Raw genomic sequence first — 24,797 nt, forward strand, 5'->3', positions numbered from 1 at the left:
ACAAGCGGCACGCGCTCGCCAATAATCAAGCCCCGCAGCCACACCCGGTAGCGGGGCTTTTCTTCGCCTTCAGTTCCCCTGCGCGACCGGACGACGCCGTGACGGCAGGGTCATCGCCAGCACGCCCGCAATCACGCAGACGAGCCCACCCCACATGGCGGGCGTCGGCATTTCCCCCAGAAACGCCATGCCGATGGCGACCCCGACCGGCACCCTGAGATAGGCCTGCGAGGTGGTACCGACCGAACCGAGCGTCTGCATCAGCCGGAAATAGATCATGAAGGCGAGCGCGGTCGAAAACACACTGAGGCACAACAGCGCCGCCAGTGATGCCGCCGAAGGCGACAAGGTCCAGGGTCGGTCGACAATCAGGCTCACGGGCAGCAGCAGGACAGCACCGCAGATAAGCGAGCCGGCGGCCGGCATGATCGGATCGAGCCCTTTGAAATTTTTACTGAAAATGGCCGCGCAGGCATAAGAAAATGCCGCTGTCAGCACGGCGAGCTGGCTCCATATCGCCTCGCCCGCCCCATCAAGTGCCTCCATGCCGATAATGAGGCAAACGCCCGTCATGCCGGCAATCGTGCCGAACAGCTTGCGCCCGCTGACTGCCTCATGCCGGATCACGAGCGCCGTGAGAAGAAAGGTAAAGATCGGCGTCGTGGCATTGAGAATGACGGCGAGGCCGGCATCGATGCTCTGTTCAGCCCAGGCGATCAGCGTGAAGGGGAGAACGCTGTTGATACAGGCCTGAATGAAGAACAGCCGCCACGTCGCTAAATCCGTGGGCAAACGCAACCCGCGCAGCCGGATCACCGCGAAGAGCAGCAGACCGGCGATCATTGTGCGCGATGCGATGAAGGTAAGGGGCGGAATGGTCTCCACCCCGATCTTGATGAAAGTGTAGGATGCGGCCCACAGCGTGGACAACAGGGCCAGAAGCAGCAATTCGCGGGCGATGGGGTTCTCAGAGGACACGGATCGATTTCCAACTAGATTGAGGGTGACCCGTTCTTAACCGGAAAACAGGCGCCTATGCTTCGGCCGCGGCCGAAGTATCAATCCTGCTCTAAAAAGAAGCCCCGCGCGGCGTTGGCCACGCGGGGCTTCGGCAAAACAAATCGATGTCCGGTCAGGCAGATCAGGCCCGGCGCTCATCCACCGAGAAAGCGCCCGGACCGGCCACGAACAGATAGAGGAAGATGAAGCAGAACAGGATGGCGGCATCACCCCCGTTGAGTGCCGGGAAGAAGCTCTTCGGCCCATGCGCGATGAAATAGGCAACCGCCATCTGGCCGGACAGGATGAATGCGACCGGACGCGTGAAAAGACCGATCAGCACGAGAATGCCGCCGACGAATTCCAGAATCGCCGCCACCAGCAGCATCGTCGGCAGGGAGCCTTCCATCTGCGATGCCGGAAAACCGAACAGTTTCTGCGTTCCATGCGAAATGAAAAGCAGCGCCGTCATGATGCGCAACGCCCCGAGTGCCTGTGGGCGATAGCGGGAGAGAGAATCGAAAATTGCCATGTTGATGTGTCCCCGTTGAAGTGGTGAAGCGCCGATAAGAGCGCGATGGCACGTTTATGGATACACCTCCGAAATAGCGGAAATCACGTTTCCGATATTGCAGAACTACCTAAAATACTCAAAACGCCATTTTCTACAAATAGTTGATTTCACCATAGAAAATTGACTTTCTTACAGAAAAATCAACTCAGGGCTTCAGACATTTTTTCGATCGCAACAGGCGGAAAAACCGTCCCGCCTCACGCCTGCAGCACCACCACCTTCGAACCGACAGGCACGCGGCTATAGAGGTCGATGATGTCGTGGTTCAGCATGCGGATGCAGCCGCTCGACATGGCGTGGCCGATGGACTGCGGCTGGTTGGTGCCATGCAGGCGGAACATGGTGTCGTTGCCGCCGCGATAAAGATAGAGCGCGCGGGCGCCAAGCGGATTGTTCGGGCCGCCGGGCATGCCGGCTGCGAATTTCAGATTGCGCGGATCGCGGCGCATCATGTTCGCGGTTGGTGTCCAGGATGGCCATTCCGCCTTGCGACCGATATAGGCGTCACCCTTCAGGGCAAGACCCTGGCGGCCTACACCGACGCCGTAGCGCATTGCGCGACCGTCGCCGAGAACATAATAAAGCCGCCGCGCCGGCGTATCCACAACCACCGTTCCAGCCGGATGGCGCGTATCATAGGCCACCTCCTGCCGGCGCAGTTCGGGCTTCACCTTATCGAGATGCATGGCGGGAAGCGGGAATTTTTCCTCCGGCTTCGCCGCGTAATCCAGCCTGTGCTGGCCGATGCCGGTGTTTGCGCAGCCAGCCAGAAACAGCGGCAATCCAAACAGAACACCACGACGTGAAATAGACATGTAACCCCCGCCAAATCATGTGATTAACGAGAGGTATAATTTTATGGTTAACAAACCCCTAATATGAGGTTGCAGTAATTAACCAGCCGCAACCGATGCGGCAGGTTTGCGATTGGCGAGATAAACGCCTGTCACCGCCAGAACCGTACCTGCAATCATCGCAGGCGTCAGCGTCTCGCCGAAAAGCAGGGCGGCTTCCACCGCGGCAAGCGGCGGCACGAGATAGATCAGCGAAGCGGCGCGCGAAACCTGGCCGCGCCGGATCAGATAAAGAAGCAGCGCCACGGCCCCGATGGAAATCGCGCCGACAGACCAGGCGAGCGTGGCGGCAAGGCCGAGGCTCCAGTCCACATGCCCATCTTCCAGCAGAAGCGCGAAGGGAACCGTTATCAGCAGTGCGCCGACATATTGCAGCGTTGCCACCGCCATGATGTTGCCGCCATGCACGTACTTCTTCTGGTAGAGCGTGCCATAGGTGACCGAGGTCATGCCCAGCACATTCACCGCCACGGCGTAAAGCGGCACCGACAGCCCGCCAGCACCCGCGGCCATGACCTTCGGCAGCACCGCGATGGCGATGCCGGCAAAGCCGATGAGCAGGCCGGCGCGCTGCAGCGGCGAGATCCTTTCGCCGATCATGAAACGGGCGGCCACCGCCGTCATCAGCGGCTGCAGGCCGGCGATAATGCCGCCGATCGCCGCCGGCACGCCCTGCCCTATCGCCCACCAGATCATGCCGAGATAAAGACCGTGCAGGAAGACGCCTGACAGGATCGCCCGGAAGATATCGACACGACTTTCGGGCCACTGGATGGACGAAAAGCGGCAGATCGCCCACAGCAAAACGCCCGCCAGAAGATAGCGCAGACAGAGGAAGGTCAGCGGCCCGGTATAATAGACCGCATATTTGGCGGTGACCCAGCCCGTCGACCAGAGAAAGACGAAGATGGCCGGAGCCAAACGGTCGAGCGACATGGGCGCGTCCTCTGTGTAGCATGGTGTCCGCTACCGGTGCGGAACAGACGGCGAATTGATGTTTCTGCGGCTTCACGCAAACCGGCGAATAGTCGAGCCGGGTGTTCAGCATGGCGGTATCCGCATCCCGGCAAAAGGTCAAAGGCGTTTTGGTGATCACATCTTTAAGATTTTCTGATGCGACGCCGGACATTCATCAACCGAAAGCGAGCGAACAAAATTTATGCATTCGCCCACGGCGCACACAGCGCCACCGCCCGCTTACACCGCTCGTCGCCCCGCAACCAATTTGCCAATGCCGCATTTATAGGCGGAAGCCGAAAAAACGCTTCTTTTTTAAAACTCTAGGGCGACAAAAAATCTTCTCGGGGAGGCCTGCATAGTTCTTGCATTGCATTTGTCGTTGTATTCATATGGCAAAAAAGGGGACATCGAAGTTGGCATTTGACGAAATGATAAATGCGGACAACACGCCGCGAAGCCCATATGAAAACTATAACGAATGGTACAGCCGGCAGGACAGGGCACACCTGATCCAGAAATCAAAAGACGCGGAAAACATCTTCAGAAAAACCGGCATTACTTTCGCAGTCTATGGCCACGCCGATAGTTCAGAAAAACTGATACCCTTCGATATTATCCCGCGCATCATCTCCGGCCGTGAGTGGCGCAAACTGGCCCAGGGCATCGAACAGCGTGTTCTCGCCCTCAATGCTTTCCTCGACGATATCTACCACAAACAGGAAATCATCCGCGCCGGGCGCATCCCCCGTGAGATCATCGAAAAGAACGAAGCCTTCCTGCCGGAAATGATCGGCTTCACGCCGCCTGGCGGCGTCTACACCCATATCGTTGGCACCGATATCGTCCGCACCGGCGAAGACCAGTTCTATGTTCTGGAAGACAATGCCCGCACGCCTTCCGGTGTCAGCTACATGCTGGAAAACCGCGAAACGATGATGCAGATGTTCCCGGAACTTTTCCATGAAAACCGCGTGCGACGGGTGGAGGATTACCCCTATCTGCTGCGCCAGTCGCTTGCCTCGCTCGCACCTCCGGGCTGCACCGGCAAGCCGCGCGTCGCGGTGCTGACCCCCGGCATCTATAATTCCGCCTACTACGAGCACTCGTTCCTCGCCGACATGATGGGTGTGGAACTGGTGGAAGGTTCCGACCTTCGCGTCATGGACGGCAAGGTGAAGATGCGCACGACGCGCGGTTATGAGGCCATCGACGTTCTCTACCGCCGCGTCGACGACGACTTCCTCGACCCGCTGACTTTTCGGCCGGATTCGGCGCTTGGCGTTCCCGGCATCATGGATGTCTATCGCGCCGGCAACATCACCATCGCCAACGCCCCCGGCACCGGCATTTCCGACGACAAGGCGATCTATTCCTACATGCCCGAGATCGTCGAATTTTATACCGGCCGCAAGCCGCTCCTTGAAAACGTGCCGACCTGGCGCTGTTCCGAGCCGGACAGCCTGAAATACGTTCTCGACAACCTTGCCGATCTCGTCGTCAAGGAGGTCCACGGTTCAGGCGGTTACGGCATGCTGGTCGGCCCCACCGCATCGAAAAAGGAACGGGCGCTGTTTGCCGAAAAGCTGAAAGCACGCCCATCCAACTATATTGCGCAGCCGACGCTGTCGCTCTCCACCGTGCCGATCATGGTCAAGAACGGCATCGCGCCGCGCCATGTCGATCTGCGTCCTTATGTGCTTGTTTCGGACAAGGTGCAGATCATTCCCGGCGGCCTGACCCGCGTTGCGCTCAAGCAGGGCTCGCTGGTGGTCAATTCCAGCCAGGGCGGCGGCACCAAGGATACGTGGGTACTGGAGGATTAAGCCATGCTGGGCAGAACGGCAAACGGGCTCTACTGGATGTTCCGGTATATCGAGCGCGCTGAAAACATCGCCCGGCTCATCGATGCGGGCCTGCGCGTTTCACTGACGCGCTCAGGCAGCGGCGACGAGGATTGGGACGGCGTGCTGCAAAGCGCGGGCGTGCATGAGGAATTCCTCGAAACACGCGAAAAGGTGACGGCGGCAAATGCTATCGATTATCTTCTTCGCGAGAAATCGAACCCATCCAGCGTCATGTCCTGCATCGAAGCGGGGCGCAACAATGCCCGCATGGTGCGCACGGCGTTGACGCGCGAGACATGGGAAGCGACCAACGAATTCTGGATCGAGCTGAAGAACATCCTCGGCCGCAAGCTCAACCATGCGGAACTGCCGCAGACCATCGACGTGATCAAACACCGCGCCGGTCTGGTGCGCGGCGCCTTCCACGGTTCAATGCTGCGCAACGATCTCTATAATTTCTCCCGTATCGGCACCTTCATCGAACGCGCCGACAATACGGCGCGCATTCTCGACGTCAAATATTACGTGCTGCTGCCAGCTGTGGCACATGTCGGCTCATCGCTCGACAATGCGCAGTGGGAATCCATTCTGCGCTCGGTTTCGGCCCACCGTTCCTATGGCTGGGTCTATGATGCGGAATACAAACCGGCCAACATCGCCGACTTCCTCATTCTCAATGGACGCATGCCGCGTTCGCTTGCCTATTGTTACGAGAAGATCGCCAGCAACCTCAATTACATCGCCGAGGACTACAGCGAGCGGCACAAGGCACACGATACGGCGGAAAGCATCCGCGACAGCCTGCGCGCGACCACCATCGCCCGGGTCATGGACGAGGGCCTGCACGAGTTTCTGGAAAGATTCGTCCATCGCAACGGGCAACTGGGACAGGAAATCACGGAAGGCTACCGCTTCTATCAATGAGCGCGTAGACGGGGACAGCTTATGCGTCTGAAAATCACCCATACGACGGAATATGTCTATGACGAGCCGATGCCCTATGCCTTGCAGCGGCTGCGCCTGACACCGCAGACCGGCCCGAGCCAGACGGTGGAGGACTGGGATGTCTCGGTCGATGGCGCGACCGTGGAAGTGACCTATGACGACCATTTCGGCAATCGCGTCGCGCTGGTGGAAACGGAAGGCCCGCAGCAGCGGGTCAAAGTGGTGGCGAGCGGCACGGTGAACACGCAGGACAAGGCCGGCGTGTTCGGTCACCACATCGGCAACGCGCCGCTATGGCTTTTCCTGCGGGAAACGCCGCGGACCAAACCGGGAAAACTGGTACGCGAACTGGTGAAGGTGAGCGCCGGCGAAAGCGAGCTTGCCCGCCTCCACAATCTCATGGAGACCATCCACGGCAAGGTGGAGTATGTGCCCGGCGCGACCGACATCGAAACTACGGCCGAAGCGGCACTGGAAGCCGGCAAGGGTGTCTGCCAGGACCACGCCCACATCCTGATTTCCGCCGCCCGTCAGATGGGCTTGCCTGCCCGTTATGTATCCGGTTATCTGATGATGGAGGCGGTGGAGGAACAAACCGCTACCCACGCCTGGGCCGAGGTGCATCTTCAGGGCCTTGGATGGGTCGGCTTCGACGCCGCCAACAATATCTGCCCCGATGACCGTTATGTCCGCATCGCATCCGGTCTCTGCTATCGCGATTGCGCGCCTATATCTGGCATGCGCATCGGCCCGGCCGGTGAGACGCTGAGCGTTTCAGTTACGGTGCAGCAATCGCAGAGCCAGAGCCAGTCCCAGAGCTGAGATCATGGCCGCCAGAGACGACGATACGATCGGTTTCTATACTGACAACGCAACCGCCTACACCACCCGCGGACAGGCGGCGGACCGCCCGCATCTGGAAACATTCCTGTCGCAGTTGGAAAAAGGCGCCAGCATTCTCGAGCTAGGATGCGGCGGCGGGCAGGACAGCGAATATATGCTGGCAGCCGGTTTCGACGTGCATCCCACGGATGGAACGCCCGATATAGCGAAGGCTGCGGAAGCCCGACTCGGCATTCCTGTCAGGACATTGCTGTTCGAAAATATCGATGAGTTCGGGCGCTATCACGGCGTCTGGGCCAATGCCTGCCTGCTCCACGTGCCACGCCCTGCCCTGCGCGGCATCATCGGCCGTATCCACACGGCACTGAAACAGGGCGGCGTCTTTTATGCGAGCTTCAAGGCCGGAGAGGCTGAAGGACGCGATACGTTCGGCCGCTATTACAATTATCCGTCCAGGTCATGGCTTGAGGAGCTTTACGGGCAATATGACTGGACGGGCGTAGAGATCGAAGCCCGGCAGGGAAGCGGTTACGACAAGCTGCCGACAGACTGGCTGCATGTCATGGCCAAAAAGCGCTAACCAACCGCGACAGGTTCACGGTTGCAAAAAGGCGCAGCACCCGTTTTAATCGCCGTTCTCAGTTGAAAGCATGATCCGGTTTATCCTTTTGGGACAAAACCGGCCGGGAGACGGCATTGTACAGCATTTCCGACTATCGCGACTGCCAGTCGCATGGACCCATCATAGCAGAAAGGGTCTGGACGGCGTGGTGGCAAGATAGCGGCCTCAAGGTGGGCGATGTCCTCGAGCACCTGAAAGAGATGACAAATCCTCACGCCCTCCCCACCGGTTTCGTCGCCCATGATGGCGACGCCTATGTCGGCTCCGCTTTTCTCATTCATTGCGATCTCGAGGAGCGCCCGCACTATCTTCCCTGGGTCGCGGCCCTGTGGGTGGAAGAAGACCGCCGACGCTCTGGCGTGGCGCGCGCGCTGATGCAGGCCGCAACAAAGAGTGCCGCCGAACTCGGTCACGAGACGTGCTACCTCTGCTGCGAGGCAGGTCTTGAGGACTATTACCTCAACTGCGGCTGGACCATCCTCGAACGGGGCGTCGGCAAGCACGATCTGACGGTGCTGACCTACAAGACATGACGCCGCCCGCCGCCTACCCATCATTCCTCACCACATCTCGACCATAGGAGGCACCATGCAACCGCCAACAGCCATCATGGAAACCGCGATCTATGTGAATGATCTCGAAGCCGCCGAGGCTTTTTACCGCGATGTGTTCGGGCTGGAGATCATCCGCAAGGTGCCCGGAAGCTTCGTCTTTTTCAGATGCGGGCAGCAGGTACTGCTGGTTTTCGACCCCGAGAAGTCGCGCAAAGCCGATCCCGATAATCCCATCCCTCGCCATGGCACGGCAGGTGAAGGCCACTTCTGCTTTTACGCAAGGGACAAATCGGAGGTAGACGGCTGGAAAGCGCACTTCGAAACGCTCGGGATTCCTATCGAGCACTATCACCGCTGGCCGAATGATAGCTATTCCGTCTATATCCGCGACCCCTCCGGGAACTCGGTGGAAGTAGGAGAAGGCAAGCTCTGGGGATTTGAACAGGGCTGACCGCAAAGAAGCAGGACACCACCGTGAAGACCATCTATGTCGTAACTCATCCTCAGTCGGTCCACCATGTCGAGAACCGGGTCGGCGGCTGGTATGATACCGAACTGACGCCGCACGGCAGGACCGATGCCAGGGCGGCGGCTGGCAGACTGGCGACGCTGGTCGGTGGTGAGCCCGTGGAAATCTTCACCTCCGACCTGCTTCGCGCCTCGCAGACCGCAGAAATCATCGCGGAACGCTTCGGGCAGCCAATGGAGACCATGCGTGGCCTCAGGGAAATGAGCTACGGTGAGGCCGAAGGCATGCCGCAGCAATGGCTTGATGAGCGTCAAATCCCGGCACCGCACCATAATCGCCTTGACCATCGTGGCGGTATTGCCGATGGCGAGACGAGACGCGAATTTGCTGAAAGGGTATATCGGGCCGTGGACATGATCATCGCGCGGCCCTGCGCCACGCAGATCATCGTGACCCATGGCTTCGCCCTGACCTTCGTCATCGCGGCATGGATCAAGATGCCGATCGACAGCGCCGGTTATGTCAGCTTTCCAGCGCGCTCCGGCAGCATAACGCATTTGAAGGAAGACGATTACTGGCAGAACCGCGCCGTCGTTTCACTGGCGGATGTTTCGCATCTGACTAACGGTGATGGCTGACAAGAGCCCGCTTGAAAATCGTCCTCGCAAAGGGACGATTGGTCACAAAACCTAAACTCTAGCGTCATCCTCGGGCTTGACCCGAGGATCCATGTGAGCGCCGGGTTGTGGATCCTCGGGTCAAGCCCGAGGATGACGTTGACAGGTGGGAATACTCCGAGACCGCACCTCAACCCTTTACGTGCTACTCTCGCAGATCAGATCTGCCGAACCACGATGTCTTCTTCCGCATCGACCGCCAGCGGGTTCTTCAGCGGCAGGCCGAAACCGGCGGCTTCGATTTCGAAGACGTCGCCCGCTTCCGGCTTGATACCTTCGGCGAAGGAAAGCGTTGCCGTGCCGAACATGTGCACATGCACATCGCCAGGCGCACGGAACAGGCCGTATTTGAAGTGGTGATATTCGAGGTTCGCGAAGGTATGGGACATGTTGTCTTCACCCGATACGAACGGCTTTTCGAAGATGACCTTATCACCGCGACGGATGCGCGAGGTGCCGCGAATATCGGACGGCGGAGCGCCGACGCGAATTTCCGGGCCGAAGCTTGCCGGGCGCAGCTTGGAATGGGCGAGGTAGAGATAGTTGATCCGCTCGGTGACGTGATCGGAAAACTCGTTCGAGACGGCAAAGCCGATACGCACGGCTTCACCCTTGTCGGAAATCACGTAGATGCCTGCCATCTCAGGCTCTTCGCCGCCATCCAGCGCAAACGAAGGCGAGGTGAGCGCCGCACCGGGCGCTGCCGCCACATGGCCGTTGCCCTTGTAGAACCACTCGGGCTGAACGCCTTTTTCACCGGCCTTCGGCTTGCCGTTTTCCAGACCCATGCGGAACATCTTCATGGAGTCCGTCAGGCTTTCCTCGGCGGCTTCCGTGGTTTTCTTGTGCATGCTGTCGCGGGTCGCGGCCGAACCGAGATGGGTAAGGCCAGTGCCGGTCAGATGCAGATGAGCCGGATCGGGATGGGTGATCGGCGGCAGGAAGCGACCTTCGGCATAAGCCTTTTCAAGATCGACGGCATCGCCCAGACCATGGGCGGAAATGACATCTGCAAGGTTCTTGCCGCCATTGGCGGCTTCCATGGCAAGCGCATAAACGGACTCTGCGCCCTTGACTGCGCGTGCCTCTCCGCCTTCTTCGCGAACCGCTACAGTGATGTTGCCGCTGGCATCTTTAATCTGTGAAATGAGCACGGGATTTCCTTCCTCCGGCGCAGTGCGCCTTTATCTCTTCTACGCGGCGCCTTGCGCCTGCATCTTATGAAAGTGGCCGGAAACCGGCCACTTTTTGGACTGCGATAGGGGTGAGCCGATCAGCCCTTGTTCTTGTTGTAGACGTCGAAGAACACGGCGGCGAGCAGCACGAGGCCCTTGACCATCTGCTGGAAGTCGATGCCGAGACCGACGATCGACATGCCGTTGTTCATGACACCCATGATGAAGGCGCCAATGACCGCACCGGTGATCTTGCCAACGCCGCCGGATGCCGAAGCACCGCCGATGAAGCAGGCCGCGATCACGTCAAGCTCGAAGCCCACGCCGGCCTTCGGCGTTGCCGAGTTGAGGCGGGTCGCGATGATCATGCCGGCGAGACCAGCCAGAACGCCCATGTTGACGAAGGTCAGGAAGCTCAGGCGTTCGGTGTTGATACCCGAAAGCTTGGTCGCCTTTTCATTGCCGCCCATCGCGTAAATGCGACGGCCGATGGTCGTGCGACGCGTTACGAAGCTGTAGAGCGCAACGAGAGCAAGCATCACGATCAGCACGTTCGGCAGGCCGCGATAGGTGGAAAGCTGGTAGCCAAGAAACAGGATCGCGGCCGAAATCAGCAAGTTCTGGGCGATGAAGAAACCGAAAGGCTCGACATCGATGCCATGCTTCACATTCACGACACGGCGACGCCATGCGAGGTAGAACAGCACGACGGTAATCAGCACCGTCAGGATCATCGAGGTGGTGTTGAGACCTTCAATGCCGCCGATATCGGGCAGGAAGCCGGTGCTGATGATCTGGAAATCGGTCGGGAACGGACCGATGTTCTTGCCGCCGAGCACGAAGAGCGTCAGGCCGCGGAACACCAGCATGCCCGCCAGCGTCACGATAAAGGACGGAATGCGGTGATAGGCGATCCAGTAACCCTGGGCCGCACCGATGATGCCGCCGATGACGAGACAAATCAATGCCGCCAGAAAGGGGTTCATGCCCCATTGCACGGTCAGTATGGCCGCGATCGCGCCGACGAAGGCGACGATGGAACCGACCGAAAGGTCGATATGCCCGGCCACGATGACAAGCAGCATGCCCAGCGCCATGATGACGATGAACGAGTTCTGCAGGATGAGGTTGGTCAGGTTCACGGGGCGGAACAGGATGCCGCCGGTGTAGAACTGGAAGAAAACCATGATGGCGACGAGCGCGATCAGCATGCCATATTCGCGGATATTGGAGCGAATATAGGATGTGACCGAGACGACGTTACTTTCTTCGTTTGTTGTGTTTGCCGAACTCATGAGTTCTTCTCCCCTGAGCGCATGATAGCGCGCATGATGCTTTCCTGGCTCGCCTCTCCCTTCGGCAATTCAGCGACGATGCGGCCTTCGTTCATGACGTAGATGCGGTCGCAATTGCCGAGCAGTTCGGGCATTTCCGATGAGATCATCAGAACGCCTTTACCATCGGCAGCGAGCTGGTTGATGATGGTGTAGATTTCATATTTCGCGCCGACATCGATACCGCGGGTCGGTTCATCGAGGATCAGCACGTCGGGATTGGAGAACAGCCACTTGGAGAGCACAACCTTCTGCTGGTTGCCGCCCGAAAGGTTGACCGTTTCCTGAAAGATGCCCGACGAGCGGATGCGCAGGCGCGTGCGGAAATCGCTCGCCACCTTCATTTCCTTGATGTCGTCGATGATGCTGGCATTCGAGACGCCGGCAAGATTGGCGAGTGTGGTGTTGTGCAGGATGTTGTCGTTGAGCACGAGACCGAGATGTTTGCGGTCTTCCGTGACATAGGCAAGACCGGCATCGATTGCCTTGCGCACGGTGCTGACGTCAACTGGCTTGCCGTTGATCAGCACTTCACCGGTGATCTTGTGGCCATAGGACTTGCCGAACACGCTCATCGCAAATTCGGTGCGCCCTGCCCCCATCAGGCCGGCAATACCGACGACTTCGCCCTTGCGCACGGTGACGTTGATATCATGCAGAACCTGGCGGTCGCGGTGCTGCTGGTGATAGGCGTTCCAGTTCTTCACTTCGAGGATGGTTTCGCCGATCGGCACGTCGCGCGGCGGATAACGATCTTCGAGATCGCGGCCCACCATGTTGCGGATGATGACGTCCTCGCTGATTTCTTCCTTGTGACAGTCGAGCGTCTTCACCGTCATGCCGTCGCGCAGCACGGTGATCTGGTCGGCCACCTTGCGCACTTCATTCAGCTTGTGGGTGATGATGATCGAGGTCATGCCCTGCTTGCGGAATTCCATCAGCAGGTTCAACAGCGCCTCGGAATCGCTTTCGTTCAGCGAAGCGGTCGGCTCATCAAGGATAAGCAGCTTCACGCTTTTCGACAGCGCCTTGGCGATTTCGACCAGTTGCTGCTTGCCGACGCCAATATCGGTGATCAGCGTCTCCGGTGATTCCTTCAGGCCCACTTTCTTCAGAAGTTCGCGGGTACGGTTGAAGGTCTCCTGCCAGCTGATCACGCCGTTCGAGGCGACCTCGTTGCCAAGGAAGATGTTTTCCGCAATCGACAGGAGCGGCACGAGCGCCAGTTCCTGGTGAATGATGATGATACCAATATCTTCACTGTCGTTGATGGCGCGAAAGTTTCGCACTGCGCCTTCATAGTGGATTTCGCCCTCATAGGTGCCGGCGGGGTAAACACCGGAAAGGACCTTCATCAAGGTCGACTTTCCCGCGCCGTTCTCACCGACGAGTGCGTGGATCTCACCTTCCTTAACCTTGAGGTTGACGTTCTCAAGCGCTTTCACGCCCGGAAACGTCTTGGTGATGTTCCGCATTTCGAGAATGGTATTGGCCATATCGCAATCCAGCGCCCGATTAATTCCGGCGTTTTTATTTTTATGGAAAAACGGGGATGACGCCAAGCCATCCCCGCATGTGTATCAGGCTTATTTCAGCTGGTCTTCCTTGTAGTAACCGCCATCGACGAGAACCTGCTTGTAGTTCTCCTTGGTTACTGCAACCGGCTTCAGCAGGTAGGACGGAACAACCTTGACGCCATTTTCATAGGTCTTGGTGTCGTTCACTTCAGGCTCCTTGCCCTGCATAACGGCATTCACCATGTTCACGGTAACCTTCGCGAGTTCGCGGGTGTCCTTGAAGATGGTGGAATACTGTTCGCCGGCAATGATCGACTTCACGGACGGGATTTCAGCGTCCTGACCGGAAACGACCGGCAGCGGCTGATCCTTCGTGCCATAACCAACGCCCTTCAGCGAGGAGATGATGCCGATGGAAAGACCGTCATAAGGCGACAGAACGGCGTCAACCTTGGCGTCGGTGTAGTAGGCCGAGAGAAGGTTGTCCATGCGGGCCTGGGCCGTTGCCGGATCCCAGCGCAGCGTGCCGACCTTGTCCATGCCGGTCTGGCCGGACTTCACGACGAGCTTGCCGCTGTCGATGTAAGGCTGGAGAACAGACATAGCGCCGTCGTAGAAGAAGAAGGCGTTGTTATCATCAGGGGAGCCGCCGAAGAGTTCGATGTTGAACGGACCCTTGCCATCCTTCAGACCGAGCTTGTCGACGATCGAAGTCGCCTGCAGAACGCCAACCTGGAAGTTGTCGAAGGTGGCGTAGTAGCTGACGTCGCCGCTGTTGCGGATCAGGCGGTCATAAGCGATGACCTTGATGCCCTGCTCGCCGGCCTGCTTCAGCACGTCCGACAGCGTGGTGCCGTCGATCGAGGCGATCACGAGGACCTTGACGCCCTTGGTGACCATGTTTTCGATCTGGGAAAGCTGGTTCGGAATATCGTCGTCGGCATACTGCAGGTCGGTCGTGTAACCAGCTTCCTGAAGCTGCTTGACGATGTTGTTGCCGTCATCGATCCAGCGCGCGGAAGACTTGGTCGGCATGGCGATGCCAACAGCGCCCTTGTCCTGTGCGAAAGCCGGCACTGCGAAAGACGCAGCACCGATGGCACAAGCTGCCATCAGCGAAATAATGGACTTCATTAACTCTCTCCCTTGAGCCCTTCTCTGGACCCGCATGTTGCGGTGCACCAGGAAATTCATGCCGTCAGAGGAAGAAGCCGCGCCCTGCTCGCTCCCTTTTCGCAATTGCGAAATGGAACAGCTGCCGCTCCTCCCCGGCATTCCGCAAATTGTTCTGAATCCATATAACTGTCAAATAGAATAAATCAGTTTCCATATATCAATTATGATATATTAAATCGATACAAAAACCGATGAGGGGTATAAAATCGCGAATGAGCAACCAGAAAGTGTATGAGCAGGCGCAAACAACGGATGCCCTTTTTGTCTTTGAAGACAACCCGTTGCTGCGGGCCGGATTGAAGATGAGCCACCTGCGCATGCTGGTCATGATCGAGGAGCACGGGCAGGTCAGCGCGGCTGCCGCCGCCATGAACATGACGCAGCCGGCGGCCTCGCGCATGCTCTCGGAAATGGAAGCGATCGTCAAATCGCCGCTCTGTCAGAGAGCATCGCGCGGTGTGGTTCTGACGAAGTTCGGCGAGGCGCTGGCGCGACGGGCGCGCACCATATTGCTGGAGCTGCGTGAGGCGAGTCGCGAACTCAATCAGATGAAGTCCGGCAGCGGCGGATCCGTTTTCATCGGCGCGGTGACCGCGCCCGCCATCAGCCTCGTGGTTCCCGCCATAAGACGGGCCATGGACACCTATCCCGGCATTGAAATCAATGTTCAGGTGGAGAGCAGCAACGTGCTGGCGCGGGAATTGCTGGCTGCGCGCCACGATTTCATCATCGGCCGCATACCGGATGACTTTGATCCAGGCCTGTTCTCCATCCACGAAATCGGCATTGAGCGCGCCTGTCTGGTGGTGCGCGAAGGTCACCCGCTTCTGGGCGGCGATCCCGTCACCCTGCAGGATCTTTCCGGTTACGACTGGGTGTTCCAGCCCCCTGGCGCGCTTTTGCGGCGCACCATGGAGGATGTCTTTCTTACCCACGGCGTCGCCATGCCGCGCAACGTCATCAACACGCCATCCGTGGTTCTCACGCTTGCGCTTGTCTGCAACACCGATGCCATTGCGCCGATTGCGCAGGACATGGCCGAATTCGTGGCCGGCCAGCGGGCCGATATCGGCCGGACCCGCATATTGCCGACGGATTTCGAACTGGTCGTCAAGCCCTACAGCATCATCACCACCAAGGGGCGCGTCCTGCCGCCCAGCGCCCGCCTGCTTTACGATCTGGTGCTGGATGAAAGCCGCAAGCTGACTGCCCAGTGACGGCGGCAAGCCAGACGCCACCTTCATCCACTACAAGGGCCGGATATCGTGACCGGCGAAGGAACAGCCGTATGCTCTTCGGACAATCCGTTTTCCAGTCTGTCGTCGAAAGACTGAAGCAGGAGAAAGAAGACGAAGGCGCAGAGCCGCCCCCGCCCGCGGATAACCGCATTGCCGGCTTCAGCTCAGGCTTCGTTGTCGATACGCATATCGAAGCGCCGGCGGCTGCGAACGGCAATCTCGACGCTTATCTCGCCTTCCTGGAAGACCCCGCGCCACCGGCGGAACCCCAGCCGGAACCGGAGAGCGAACCGGAACCGATGCCGGCCCACCTCGAAAAGACCTCACTTGCCGATGTTTCGGCGGAACTGGCGATCCAGGAGACCGACACTGCGGCAACGCTCGCGGAAAAGCGCCGCGCCTTCGCCCGCCTCAATCATCCCGACCGGGTGAAACCGCAGTTCCGGCACAATGCGACACTGCGCATGACGGCAGCCAATCTCCTGATCGACCAGGCGCTCCGCATGCTTCGGATGCGGGAGCATTTCCGGTAAGAGGCGGGCAGCTCAAGACAGGCGATGAACGGAAAATCGCGACGCGTCAGCCGGCATCGTCCTTATCGGTGGGTGGATTTTCGGCGGCGGGCGCAACCGCCCCGTCCCCACCCTTGTCGCCGTCGCTTGCGGGTTTGAATTTTACCAACAGTTCATAGGCCGCATAGACGCCTATGCCGCCCACGACGGTTCCCCAGAAAAACTCGCGATTGACGAATTCGATGACAGCCCATGCCACACAGAAACCGACGATGAGCAACCGCACCCACAGGGGACGATAAAGCGGATGACTCGTATCGATATTCAGCATGGTGTTTCCGTCTCTGGCTTTCCGGTCAGTCGCTCGCTGCCGCGCGGGCACCGCATGGCACGGGAATTCCATGCGTCTTGACCGTTTCGCAGACAAATTGCAACGCAAATCGGACCGAGGGATATCAGGCTGCCGTGATGGAGATTGCCTGATAACCGGGGGTAACGTGCGACCACGGATGAAATCCGGCGCCCTTCCGGCCAGCATTTGCCGAGCTGAGCATGGGGAAACACCGGCGCCGGACGTCAGTCGCGCAGGCGGCCGAGCAGCGCCAGCAATTGGTCGCGGGCCTTCTTGCCGCCGATACGGTCGATCAGCTTTTCCTCGCGGTCGCGCCAGACATCGGAAAGGCGGTCGAGAAGACGGCTACCCTCGGCCGTCATGTCGAGGAAATGAACGCGCCTGTCCTCTTCCGACCTGCGGCGGACGAGCAGACCTTTCTCTTCCATGCTGTCGACGATGGCAACGAAATTGGCCCGCTGGATGCCGAGCGCCTCGGCCACATCGCTTTGTTTAAGACCCGGATTTCCGCCGACGATGACGAGAACGGAAAAATCGGCCGGCCGCAATCCCTGCTCCGCCAGCACATCGGAAAAACCGTTTGCCACGGCAAGTTGCGAGTGCCGCAAATGGTAGCTGATCGCAGTCGTCAGCAAACCGTAATCGATCGCCGTAAGATTCGTCGTTTGCGCGCTGCCGCTTTCGACGTTTTCCGTCCGCGGCCCGTTGCTATGTGCCAATCGCAAAGCCATCCGATCCCCCGCCTGATTCGTCCTTTACCCTGCCGAAATCATAACTGACAAAGTCACGAAACTGTATCCTAAATAAATGTAGATGATACTAATATTGTATAAGAATTTGACAGTTAATGGGCGGAAACCCAATGCTGCCCGCCATCTGGCGACAAAATCTACGACGAAAGCATGACTATATACCCGCCAATTTTGAGGGGCCGGAACCGCGCAGCCACCCTTGTCTGGCAGGCATACGGGCACTCCGGTCCACGACGGATGAACATGCTGAAACTGCATGCGGGACCCGTGACAAGCTACTACTTATAAGTGAAATCGATTTCCGCAAGACCTGGGACGCCAAACGACGCAGTCCCGCGCGCAAAGACGCCCAAAAACCGCACGCCCGCACTTCCGGCCCTCTTCACCCTGCGGTCTCGAAAACTGGCAAGGTTTCGCAAATCTTGGATTTTTAGTCATTGATGCGGAAAGAAAGCTAGGGTATGAACCAACCGCTGCACGCGATTCAAGCGTGGCCGCTGCACCCGTAGCTCAGCTGGATAGAGTGTTGGATTCCGATTCCAAAGGTCACAGGTTCGAATCCTGTCGGGTGCGCCATTTTTCGCAGAACGTATCACCCCGGATTGCGACTCTTCGTTTTTTTGACGGAAGCCTACGGAAAGCATGTATGGCGTTGCCGCATCCGCTAGGACAATTGCGCGTCGCAACAGTCTTCCCCGAAAACGCCGCTAGACTCCGTCCCGATCGATATTGCTGAAGCGTTGAAGGCGATGGGCGAGGCTGGCGGCGGCGGATCAGTGGTGGTCTGAGATAAGCTATCCGTTCTTCGACAAACCCGACGCAAAAAGCCGCCCGGTGGTCAGAACCACCGGGCGCTGGTTTTAGGCGAATGAAGTCGCAGGATCAAAACTCACGCCATTCGTCTCTCGATGTGTCGAGGGCGGCATTGCCCGCGAAGGCGGCAGCGAGCTTGTGGCCGAGCGCACGCACGGGTGATGCCACCGGTCTTTCGCCGCCGGCGGCGGTGCGCACCGGCGCGGGCTGGCTCTGCGGCTGATAGGCGCTGTCGCCGAGGCGGAATTGCGACAGCAACTGGTTGAGAGAGGCCACCTCCTTGGCCAGGCTGTGGCTTGCGGCATTGGTTTCTTCGACCATCGCCGCGTTTTTCTGGGTGTCCTGATCCATCTGGTTGACCGCGGTGTTGATCTGCTGCAGGCCCGAGGACTGCTCCTGCGCAGCCTCCACGATGGAAACCACGTGGCGGTTGATTTCCTGCACTTCGGATACGATCGTCACCAGCGCCTTGCCGGTGTCACCCACCAGCTGCACGCCCTGCTGCACCTGATCGTTCGAGGTGGTGATCAGCGCCTTGATCTCCTTGGCAGCATGGGCGGAGCGTTGCGCAAGCTCGCGCACCTCCTGGGCCACGACGGCGAAGCCCTTGCCGGCCTCACCGGCGCGGGCGGCCTCCACGCCGGCATTCAGGGCAAGCAGGTTTGTCTGGAAGGCGATCTCATCGATCACCCCGATGATATTGCTGATTTCATTGGCAGAATTGGCGATCTGCTCCATGGCGACCACGGCGCGGCGCACCACTTCGCCAGATTGTTCCGCGCCCGCCTTGGCGCGACTGACGATCAGGCCCGCCTCCTGCGCGCGTTTGGTGGAATCCCGCACGGTCGTGGTGATCTCCTCCAGGGCCGCCGCGGTTTCCTCCACGGCCGCCGCTTGCTGTTCGGTCCGTCTCGCCAGATCGTCGGCGGCCGATTTGATTTCGTTTGCCCCCGCGCCGATGCCGTTGGCGTTCTGCGCAACACGGGTCAGGGCTGCCTGCAGCTTTTCCGCCGATGTGTTGAAATCGTTGCGCACGGTATCGAGCGTTGTCGTGAACGGCTCGCGGATGCGGTAGGAGACATCGCCGTCGGAGAGTTTCGAGAGACCGGCAGCGAGGTTGTCGACGGCGAATTTGACGTCGGCCGCTTCCTTCGCCTTCTGCTGCTCACGTTCGATCCGATCCTGTTCCGACAGGCTGCGGTTCGCTTCGGTTTCCCGCTCGAGACGAATGCGCTCGATGGCATTTTCGCGGAAGACCTGAACCGCCTGCGCCATCTGGCCGACTTCGTCTTTGCGTGCCATTCCGTCGATTTCCGCAGTCGTTTCACCGGCGGCCAGCGCGACCATGCGCTCGCGCAGCCGGGCAATCGGCGTGGTGATGCCGCGTGAAGCCACGAAAAGCGCCAGAATAATGCCGGTCGCGAAAGCAACGCCGACAGCCATCAGCGAGGTCAGGATGGTCGAATTGGTCTGATCGCTCAGATCGTCGCTTCCCTTGGCGACACCCTTGGCAAGCTTGTCAAGAAGATTGGCGATGTCGGCGCCCGTAGCGCGCATGGCGACGTCAGCCTTTAGAAGCTCCGCGGCGGATTCCTGGTTGCGGTTGGCCGAACCGAATTCCACGGCCTTGTCCGTGATGGCGATAATGGCCTTGACGTCTCGCAACAGCCTGTCGAGTGCTGCTGTCTCTTCCGGAAAAATGGCTTTGACATCATCCAGGCGCGTTACCACCTCTGCCCTGTCCCCCGCATATCCCTGCTTCACGATCTTGAAGTCAGGGCTATTGGTGTCATAAGCCATGATCTGATACGCACCATAGGCCATGGCCTGCAGGTTGCGGTTCGCACGGGCAAGCTCCACCAGGGCTGCGTTGTCTTTGGCGAGAAATCGGAATAGGCCGTGTCCGCGTGCTTATAGCGGTCGGACATGAAGCCGGTGGCGCCAAGACCGACGATGCAGATCGGCAGAATGAGGGAAAGAATTTTGGTGCGGATGCTGGCGTTCTGAAGAAAGGACACGGAAACCTCACGTCATGAAAAAACCGCTCCTTCCCCGTGCCACAGGAGGTGTTCGGCAAGGCTGGCATGGCACGTCGAGGACCCCGGTCATCAGGGCTTCGATAGCCGCATCATCGGCTGGGATTGCCTCTGCATCATGCATACGCCGAAGAAAGTCCGGGCCTGTCCCTGCAATACGCACAGGTCGTCTCCCCCCGTGGCATGGCGCCCCTGAAAGGCCAGGCGCCAGGCCGCATCTTGAGGAAAAGCTGAGCAGAGCCGATCGATGGCTGCTCGCGATTCCTTTTATCGCAAAATAATTATGATCAAAAACTTTATAATTTCTTCACGCCGAAAAATTGCAGGTACCGACAGGGATTCGCGGTTCAGCTGCTGCCCGCGACGTCAAATGATGGAACCAGTATGGAGCAGTGATCTTGCATCATTACCCGACCGCAGCGCGGCCGGCGGTGGCGGCGCATCTCGAACCGTCAACGGGAATGCAGGACCTGCGGTTGTGCGGCAGGCGGCCCGCCCGGCTTCGCTACACTGCGCACGGGGCCGCCGGACTGGCCGGGTTCCCGCTCCGCCTCTTCCTCGACGAGGCTGGCATGGGCCTGCAGATGCAGGCCCATCATCGCGACGAGCAGGAAAAACCAGACGAAACCCGCGCTCAGAAGAAACAGGGTTTCCAGAAAGCCGTATAGCAGGACGTAAAGCCAGACGCCGACATAAAGCCGCGTCAACGGACTGTTGCGCGTGGCGCTGTCCATTTTGCCGAGATTGTGGAGCGGCAGCAGATAAATCCATATCAGCACCAGAACAAGCCCCGGCACGCCACCTTCCAGCAGCAGGTCGAAATAGCCGCTATGGGAAGCCGGCGCGGTGGTCGCCCAGCTATTGTCCTCGGTGAAGCTCGACATCAGCGTATCGCTGCGCCAGAAGGCCTGGTAGCCATATCCGAGGATCGGGCTTTTGCGGATGTAATCGATGGCGACAGCCCAGATATCGGTTCGGCCCGTAAAGCTGGCGTCGATGCCCATTTTCGTCAGCATCTGTGAAAACACCGGGTCTACCGTGGTGCCCACGGTCACGGCCGCGCAGAACAAAAGAAGCAGGGTCACGACCATATAACGCCACCGGGGCCAGCGAACGATGAACCAGCCGGTTGCCACGATGATCGGCATCAGGCCAAGCACCGTCTTGCCACCTGTCTTGACCAGGAAGAAAACCGACAGCAGCAGCACCGAGAGGCCGCCGATGAAGGACCAGCGCCTGCAAAGATAAATCGACACGATGATCAGCACCGCCATGACCGATGCGGCCTCGTTCTTGTGCTGGAAGACCCCGCGCCAGTTGCCGGCCAGCAGCGGCTCCAGCGCATCGCTTGCCAGGTGAATGGACCGCGAAGGCAGGGCGACGACGCCGAAATAACACATGAATAATATGATGAGGACGCAGGTGGCGAGCAGCGTGGTGAAATGCCGCTCGGTGCGCGGCAGCTGCAGGAACCCGCCGGCGAGCACGCAGATGATGGCGCACATGACAAGCCGACGTAGAGAAAACGATGGTGCTTCACCGAGAAGCGAGGTCAAGGCAAACCAGCCGAAAATTGCCGCTGTCAGCAGGCGCGGCGCAAGGATGATGGAGAACGAGCGCTCCCTGGCCATGAATGCCACAAAACTGCAGAGCAGGATGACTGCGGTGAGCTGGTTGAGCAGGTTGGACCCGGCCGCCATGGCGGACCCCAGATAGGTGGAGGAGAGCGAGATATAGGGCGAAAAACCGACTGTGAAGTACAGGAACGTCACATAAAACAATGCGTCCCGCCAGTAGCCACGCCCCTGTCCGTCATGCGGTGCATCCATAAGGGGTTTTTCTCTTCCTCTTTCCACCGCCTCCGCATCCCGTCCGATGCTTCATCCGGTTACCCGAATATCCTCCCAAAATCCTATTTTTTAGTTATATATAATGCACGGAAGAATAGTAATTCTGTCATTTCCGACCGCGCTTCCGGAACGAGGTCAAAGGGTTAGAAACGGAGAAGGACTGCCGGGAAAGAAGCTGCGCCCTGAAGAACGGCTCTCAGGCGTTAACTTCGCATCGAAAATTTAATGCGCTGATTTCCTTAATATTTACCACGAAACTCCTGGCCGGAAAGCCCGCCTCTACTTGCACGACAAGAGAACCGTCTTCGCATGCCGGAGGTATACTCACGCAGCCAGCAGATACTCTATTTAGCGTATATTAACAACTCAAGATATATCTTTGGGTTGATTTCGTAAATGCGCATAGGCTGGAGACCCAGGGTGGACGTTCCGAGGCACACCAGGATGGACGATAGCGATAACGGTCAGTTGACGCGATGCCCGGCGCCGCAAAGCTCAACCGGCGTCCGCCCCATGCGCAGGGACGACGTGCCGGCTGTCGAGCGGGTGCTGAACAGCGCATTCAGGAAGACAGGGCCCACGACGAGCTTCGATTTTCGCTCCTATGTAGAGACGTTGTTCTTCAGCAGCCCCGTTTTTGATCCGGATTACGGCAGCGTGGTTTACGATGCGGGAGAGAATGGCGTGACAAGCGTCATTCTGGCCGTGCCCATGCGGTTTGTCGCCAATGGAAGAACCGTCACGGCGCGCCTGCTCTGTGCTTTCGCGTCGGATGGAAAACTTGGCGCACTCGGGGCCGCGCGCCTGTCGCGCGGCATGCGGGCATCGAAACACGACATGCTGTTTTCGGATACAGCCTCGCCTGTCAGCGCCGACCATTGGGTTGCGATCGGCGGCAACATGCTGCCCATCGAAAGCCTGCAATGGCACAAGGCGCTGAAGCCCTTCTCAACCATCGCACTGCGCATGCCGCGCCGTTCGAAACTGGCCAAGACAACGCTTGCCCTGGCAGCGCTCGGCTTCGTGGACGGCGTCCTGCGCAAATGGAAAAAAGGCCTAAGGCCGCAGCAGGCTCCGGGCGCCAGGGTAAAAGAAGTGGATTTCGAAACCTTCCGCCGCGCAGCGCTGCCGATGATCGAGCGTTTTTCCGTCCGCCCGGAATGGTCCCATGACGAATTTCACTGGCTGATCGGCATGAGCAGGACGAATGAGAGCCTGGGCGAACTGAAAAGCCTGACGATCGAGACGGCCGAAGGTCATGTCATGGGAGCCGCCCTGTTTTTCGGCCAGCCGGCGCGAACCGCCTATGTGCTCAATCTCGTCTGTGATGCCGGCCGAGAAAACGATGTCCTCAACACACTGTTCCACCATTTTGACGGTGAGAATTACGCCCATGTCACTGGCATGGCGCAGCCCTTTCTGATCAACGCGCTTTACCGCCAGAACCACATGAGCTTCCGCCATGACGGATATTTCTGCATGGCCACCCGGGACGATCTGCTGAGGGAAAGGGCGCTGGCCGGGGATATCTATATAGGCGGACTATGCTCGGAGAGCTGGAGCAAACTCATCACCGATTATTGAGGCCCGCGCAGACCGGCACCAGCCGGGCCGCCGCCTCAAGCCTTGGTAAAACGCCCCACATTGGCCGATATCAGATGGCGCAGGGCCTTCGCGTAACGTTTGGGGCGTGTCTTGGCCGCCAGCGCGCTGGTCCAGTCCACCATCGATCCGTTGATATCGAAATCGCCGAGCTGACCTTCGGGTATATCGCCCTTTTCGATCCGCTCGACGATGGAAGCGAGCGCCGAATAGAATTCCGGCGAGCGATAAGGCGGGTGCAGTGAATACATGCCTTTACCCGTACCGAGAAAATCCAGCCTGTAGACGCCGCTGCGCATCATGTTGGTGCTCAACACCTCCTCAGCAGGCATCGAGACGGGCTGCTGATTATAGGCATAGGAGCGGATGCGCCGTTTGACATCGGGCCTGAGCAGTTCCAGCGAACCGATCCGCTTGGCGAAGCGTTCCATGTCGATCATGAAAAGACGTGTGGAAACGGTGGCGAAGCGCCAGGTGGGAATACGCGACGGCAACTTGCGCGGCTCGGGAATGTTCTTCACGCCGGGCATGCCGACATGGCGGGAAATATCGAGATCGCCCCGCACTGTCGGCGGCCCGGAAAACGGCGTGATGCACAGCGCATCCGGATTGGCTTTCTGCAGCGCGATCGCCTCGGAAAACCAGCTCTGGCTGCCGCCGCCAAACATCATGTCGCTGTCCATGTGCAGCACGTAACGGGCGTTGGCCCGTTTAAGACCGTGGAAATAGACGTGGAAAGGACCGCCGTCGAAAGCCTTGGCGGGATAGGGAACCGCCGACCGGGAAAAGAAGGTCTCGGACACCGCCTTGCGCGCCTCATCGCTGTAATCGACGATATCGACGACGAGATGCGGATAGTTGATCTGCATTTCCTCCAGCATGTCGAAAAGTCGTTTGCGCGACGCTTCGAAGCCTTTGCCCTTGTAGCGACCCGCCCCCACCTGGCCGGTATCGACAGTCAGCAGAATGCGGTCCACCTGTCCGCCCCAGACCCGTAGCTGATGCGGCAACGTCAATGCGGCATGCGGAGCGTCGAAGGGATGCAGATTGACCTGCAGCGCTTTCTGGACGGGAGGAAGCGGCATTTCAGCATTCATAG

Annotated in this window: 22 protein-coding genes, 1 tRNA gene and 1 pseudogene; 11 read left to right on the plus strand and 13 right to left on the minus strand. The window is 58.9% G+C overall.

Annotated features, from left to right (window positions below; genetic code table 11):
- Positions 1-69 precede the first annotated feature (69 nt).
- From AGR2A_RS13835 to AGR2A_RS13850, 4 genes are all read right to left on the minus strand, one after another.
- Positions 70-978: a DMT family transporter gene (locus AGR2A_RS13835; RefSeq protein WP_072494740.1), complete on the minus strand. Its 909-nt coding sequence runs from the start codon at positions 976-978 to the stop codon at positions 70-72.
- A gap of 163 nt (positions 979-1,141) precedes the next feature.
- Positions 1,142-1,531 (minus strand): DoxX family protein, encoded by a 390-nt coding sequence (locus tag AGR2A_RS13840; RefSeq protein ID WP_004443130.1) that lies wholly within the window; start codon positions 1,529-1,531, stop codon positions 1,142-1,144.
- Positions 1,532-1,770: 239 nt separating this feature from the next.
- A complete protein-coding gene (locus AGR2A_RS13845; protein WP_004443131.1) occupies positions 1,771-2,388 on the minus strand; it encodes a L,D-transpeptidase in 618 nt (205 codons plus the stop codon).
- A 78-nt stretch (positions 2,389-2,466) separates the two neighbouring features.
- Complete coding sequence (locus tag AGR2A_RS13850) at positions 2,467-3,363, minus strand: DMT family transporter (protein ID WP_072494741.1); 897 nt, start codon at positions 3,361-3,363, stop codon at positions 2,467-2,469.
- Between the two features lie 437 nt (positions 3,364-3,800).
- On the opposite strand from AGR2A_RS13850, the gene AGR2A_RS13855 reads away from it, so the two are divergent.
- The 7 genes from AGR2A_RS13855 (at position 3,801) to AGR2A_RS13885 (ending at position 9,302) form a co-directional block, all read left to right on the plus strand.
- Positions 3,801-5,210 carry a circularly permuted type 2 ATP-grasp protein gene (locus tag AGR2A_RS13855; protein WP_006699591.1) on the plus strand — a complete coding sequence of 470 codons (1,410 nt, stop codon included), beginning with the start codon at positions 3,801-3,803 and terminating at the stop codon, positions 5,208-5,210.
- Between the two features lie 3 nt (positions 5,211-5,213).
- A complete protein-coding gene (locus AGR2A_RS13860; protein ID WP_004443135.1) occupies positions 5,214-6,155 on the plus strand; it encodes an alpha-E domain-containing protein in 942 nt (313 codons plus the stop codon).
- Positions 6,156-6,176: 21 nt separating this feature from the next.
- A complete protein-coding gene (locus tag AGR2A_RS13865) occupies positions 6,177-6,998 on the plus strand; it encodes a transglutaminase family protein (RefSeq protein ID WP_072494742.1) in 822 nt (273 codons plus the stop codon).
- 4 nt (positions 6,999-7,002) lie between these two features.
- The gene (locus tag AGR2A_RS13870; protein ID WP_072494743.1) at positions 7,003-7,599 is read left to right on the plus strand and encodes a class I SAM-dependent methyltransferase; all 597 of its coding nucleotides are present in this window, start codon (positions 7,003-7,005) and stop codon (positions 7,597-7,599) included.
- A gap of 116 nt (positions 7,600-7,715) precedes the next feature.
- The gene (locus AGR2A_RS13875) at positions 7,716-8,174 is read left to right on the plus strand and encodes a GNAT family N-acetyltransferase (protein WP_072494744.1); all 459 of its coding nucleotides are present in this window, start codon (positions 7,716-7,718) and stop codon (positions 8,172-8,174) included.
- 55 nt (positions 8,175-8,229) lie between these two features.
- On the plus strand, positions 8,230-8,646 hold the full coding sequence (locus tag AGR2A_RS13880) for a VOC family protein (RefSeq protein WP_004443141.1): 417 nt from the start codon (positions 8,230-8,232) through the stop codon (positions 8,644-8,646).
- A 23-nt stretch (positions 8,647-8,669) separates the two neighbouring features.
- Positions 8,670-9,302 carry a histidine phosphatase family protein gene (locus tag AGR2A_RS13885; protein ID WP_072494745.1) on the plus strand — a complete coding sequence of 211 codons (633 nt, stop codon included), beginning with the start codon at positions 8,670-8,672 and terminating at the stop codon, positions 9,300-9,302.
- Positions 9,303-9,499: 197 nt separating this feature from the next.
- Here AGR2A_RS13885 and araD1 read toward each other — a convergent pair whose 3' ends face one another.
- From araD1 to chvE, 4 genes are all read right to left on the minus strand, one after another.
- On the minus strand, positions 9,500-10,495 hold the full coding sequence (araD1, locus tag AGR2A_RS13890; protein ID WP_072494746.1) for a 2-keto-3-deoxy-L-arabinonate dehydratase AraD1: 996 nt from the start codon (positions 10,493-10,495) through the stop codon (positions 9,500-9,502).
- Positions 10,496-10,614: 119 nt separating this feature from the next.
- Entirely contained in the window at positions 10,615-11,811 is a 1,197-nt protein-coding gene (gene gguB, locus AGR2A_RS13895; protein WP_004443145.1) for a sugar ABC transporter permease GguB, read from the minus strand.
- Complete coding sequence (gene gguA / locus AGR2A_RS13900) at positions 11,808-13,346, minus strand: sugar ABC transporter ATP-binding protein GguA (RefSeq protein ID WP_022556773.1); 1,539 nt, start codon at positions 13,344-13,346, stop codon at positions 11,808-11,810. The genes gguB and gguA overlap by 4 nt, the downstream gene beginning before the upstream one ends.
- A 90-nt stretch (positions 13,347-13,436) precedes the next feature.
- On the minus strand, positions 13,437-14,501 hold the full coding sequence (gene chvE, locus AGR2A_RS13905) for a sugar ABC transporter substrate-binding protein ChvE (RefSeq protein ID WP_004443148.1): 1,065 nt from the start codon (positions 14,499-14,501) through the stop codon (positions 13,437-13,439).
- 254 nt (positions 14,502-14,755) lie between these two features.
- Here chvE and AGR2A_RS13915 point away from each other — a divergent pair, with 254 nt between their 5' ends.
- Together AGR2A_RS13915 and AGR2A_RS13920 are read left to right on the plus strand one after the other, a co-directional pair.
- Complete coding sequence (locus tag AGR2A_RS13915) at positions 14,756-15,760, plus strand: LysR family transcriptional regulator (RefSeq protein ID WP_004443150.1); 1,005 nt, start codon at positions 14,756-14,758, stop codon at positions 15,758-15,760.
- A gap of 71 nt (positions 15,761-15,831) precedes the next feature.
- Positions 15,832-16,314, plus strand: coding sequence for a hypothetical protein (locus tag AGR2A_RS13920; RefSeq protein ID WP_004443152.1), 483 nt, complete (start codon positions 15,832-15,834; stop codon positions 16,312-16,314).
- 46 nt (positions 16,315-16,360) lie between these two features.
- Here the strand turns inward: AGR2A_RS13920 and AGR2A_RS13925 are convergent, their stop codons facing one another.
- The gene (locus AGR2A_RS13925) at positions 16,361-16,624 is read right to left on the minus strand and encodes a hypothetical protein (protein WP_006699583.1); all 264 of its coding nucleotides are present in this window, start codon (positions 16,622-16,624) and stop codon (positions 16,361-16,363) included.
- 245 nt (positions 16,625-16,869) lie between these two features.
- Positions 16,870-17,376 (minus strand): MarR family winged helix-turn-helix transcriptional regulator, encoded by a 507-nt coding sequence (locus tag AGR2A_RS13930; RefSeq protein ID WP_072494747.1) that lies wholly within the window; start codon positions 17,374-17,376, stop codon positions 16,870-16,872.
- Positions 17,377-17,896: 520 nt separating this feature from the next.
- On the opposite strand from AGR2A_RS13930, the gene AGR2A_RS13935 reads away from it, so the two are divergent.
- Positions 17,897-17,973: transfer RNA gene (locus AGR2A_RS13935), tRNA-Arg, on the plus strand.
- 306 nt (positions 17,974-18,279) lie between these two features.
- On the opposite strand, the pseudogene AGR2A_RS13940 reads toward AGR2A_RS13935, so the two are convergent.
- A pseudogene (locus AGR2A_RS13940) lies at positions 18,280-20,228 on the minus strand (methyl-accepting chemotaxis protein).
- A 470-nt stretch (positions 20,229-20,698) separates the two neighbouring features.
- A complete protein-coding gene (gene uppW / locus AGR2A_RS13945) occupies positions 20,699-22,075 on the minus strand; it encodes a Wzy-type polysaccharide biosynthesis protein UppW (RefSeq protein ID WP_072494748.1) in 1,377 nt (458 codons plus the stop codon).
- 534 nt (positions 22,076-22,609) lie between these two features.
- On the opposite strand from uppW, the gene AGR2A_RS13950 reads away from it, so the two are divergent.
- Positions 22,610-23,680, plus strand: a complete 1,071-nt coding sequence (locus AGR2A_RS13950; RefSeq protein ID WP_072494749.1) for a GNAT family N-acetyltransferase — start codon at positions 22,610-22,612, stop codon at positions 23,678-23,680.
- Between the two features lie 35 nt (positions 23,681-23,715).
- On the opposite strand, the gene uppG is transcribed toward AGR2A_RS13950, so the two are convergent.
- A complete protein-coding gene (uppG, locus tag AGR2A_RS13955) occupies positions 23,716-24,795 on the minus strand; it encodes a polysaccharide biosynthesis glycosyltransferase UppG (RefSeq protein ID WP_072494750.1) in 1,080 nt (359 codons plus the stop codon).
- Positions 24,796-24,797: the final 2 nt, after the last annotated feature.

The organism is Agrobacterium genomosp. 2 str. CFBP 5494 (genome assembly GCF_900013495.1).
In the GTDB taxonomy this organism is placed as follows: domain Bacteria; phylum Pseudomonadota; class Alphaproteobacteria; order Rhizobiales; family Rhizobiaceae; genus Agrobacterium; species Agrobacterium pusense.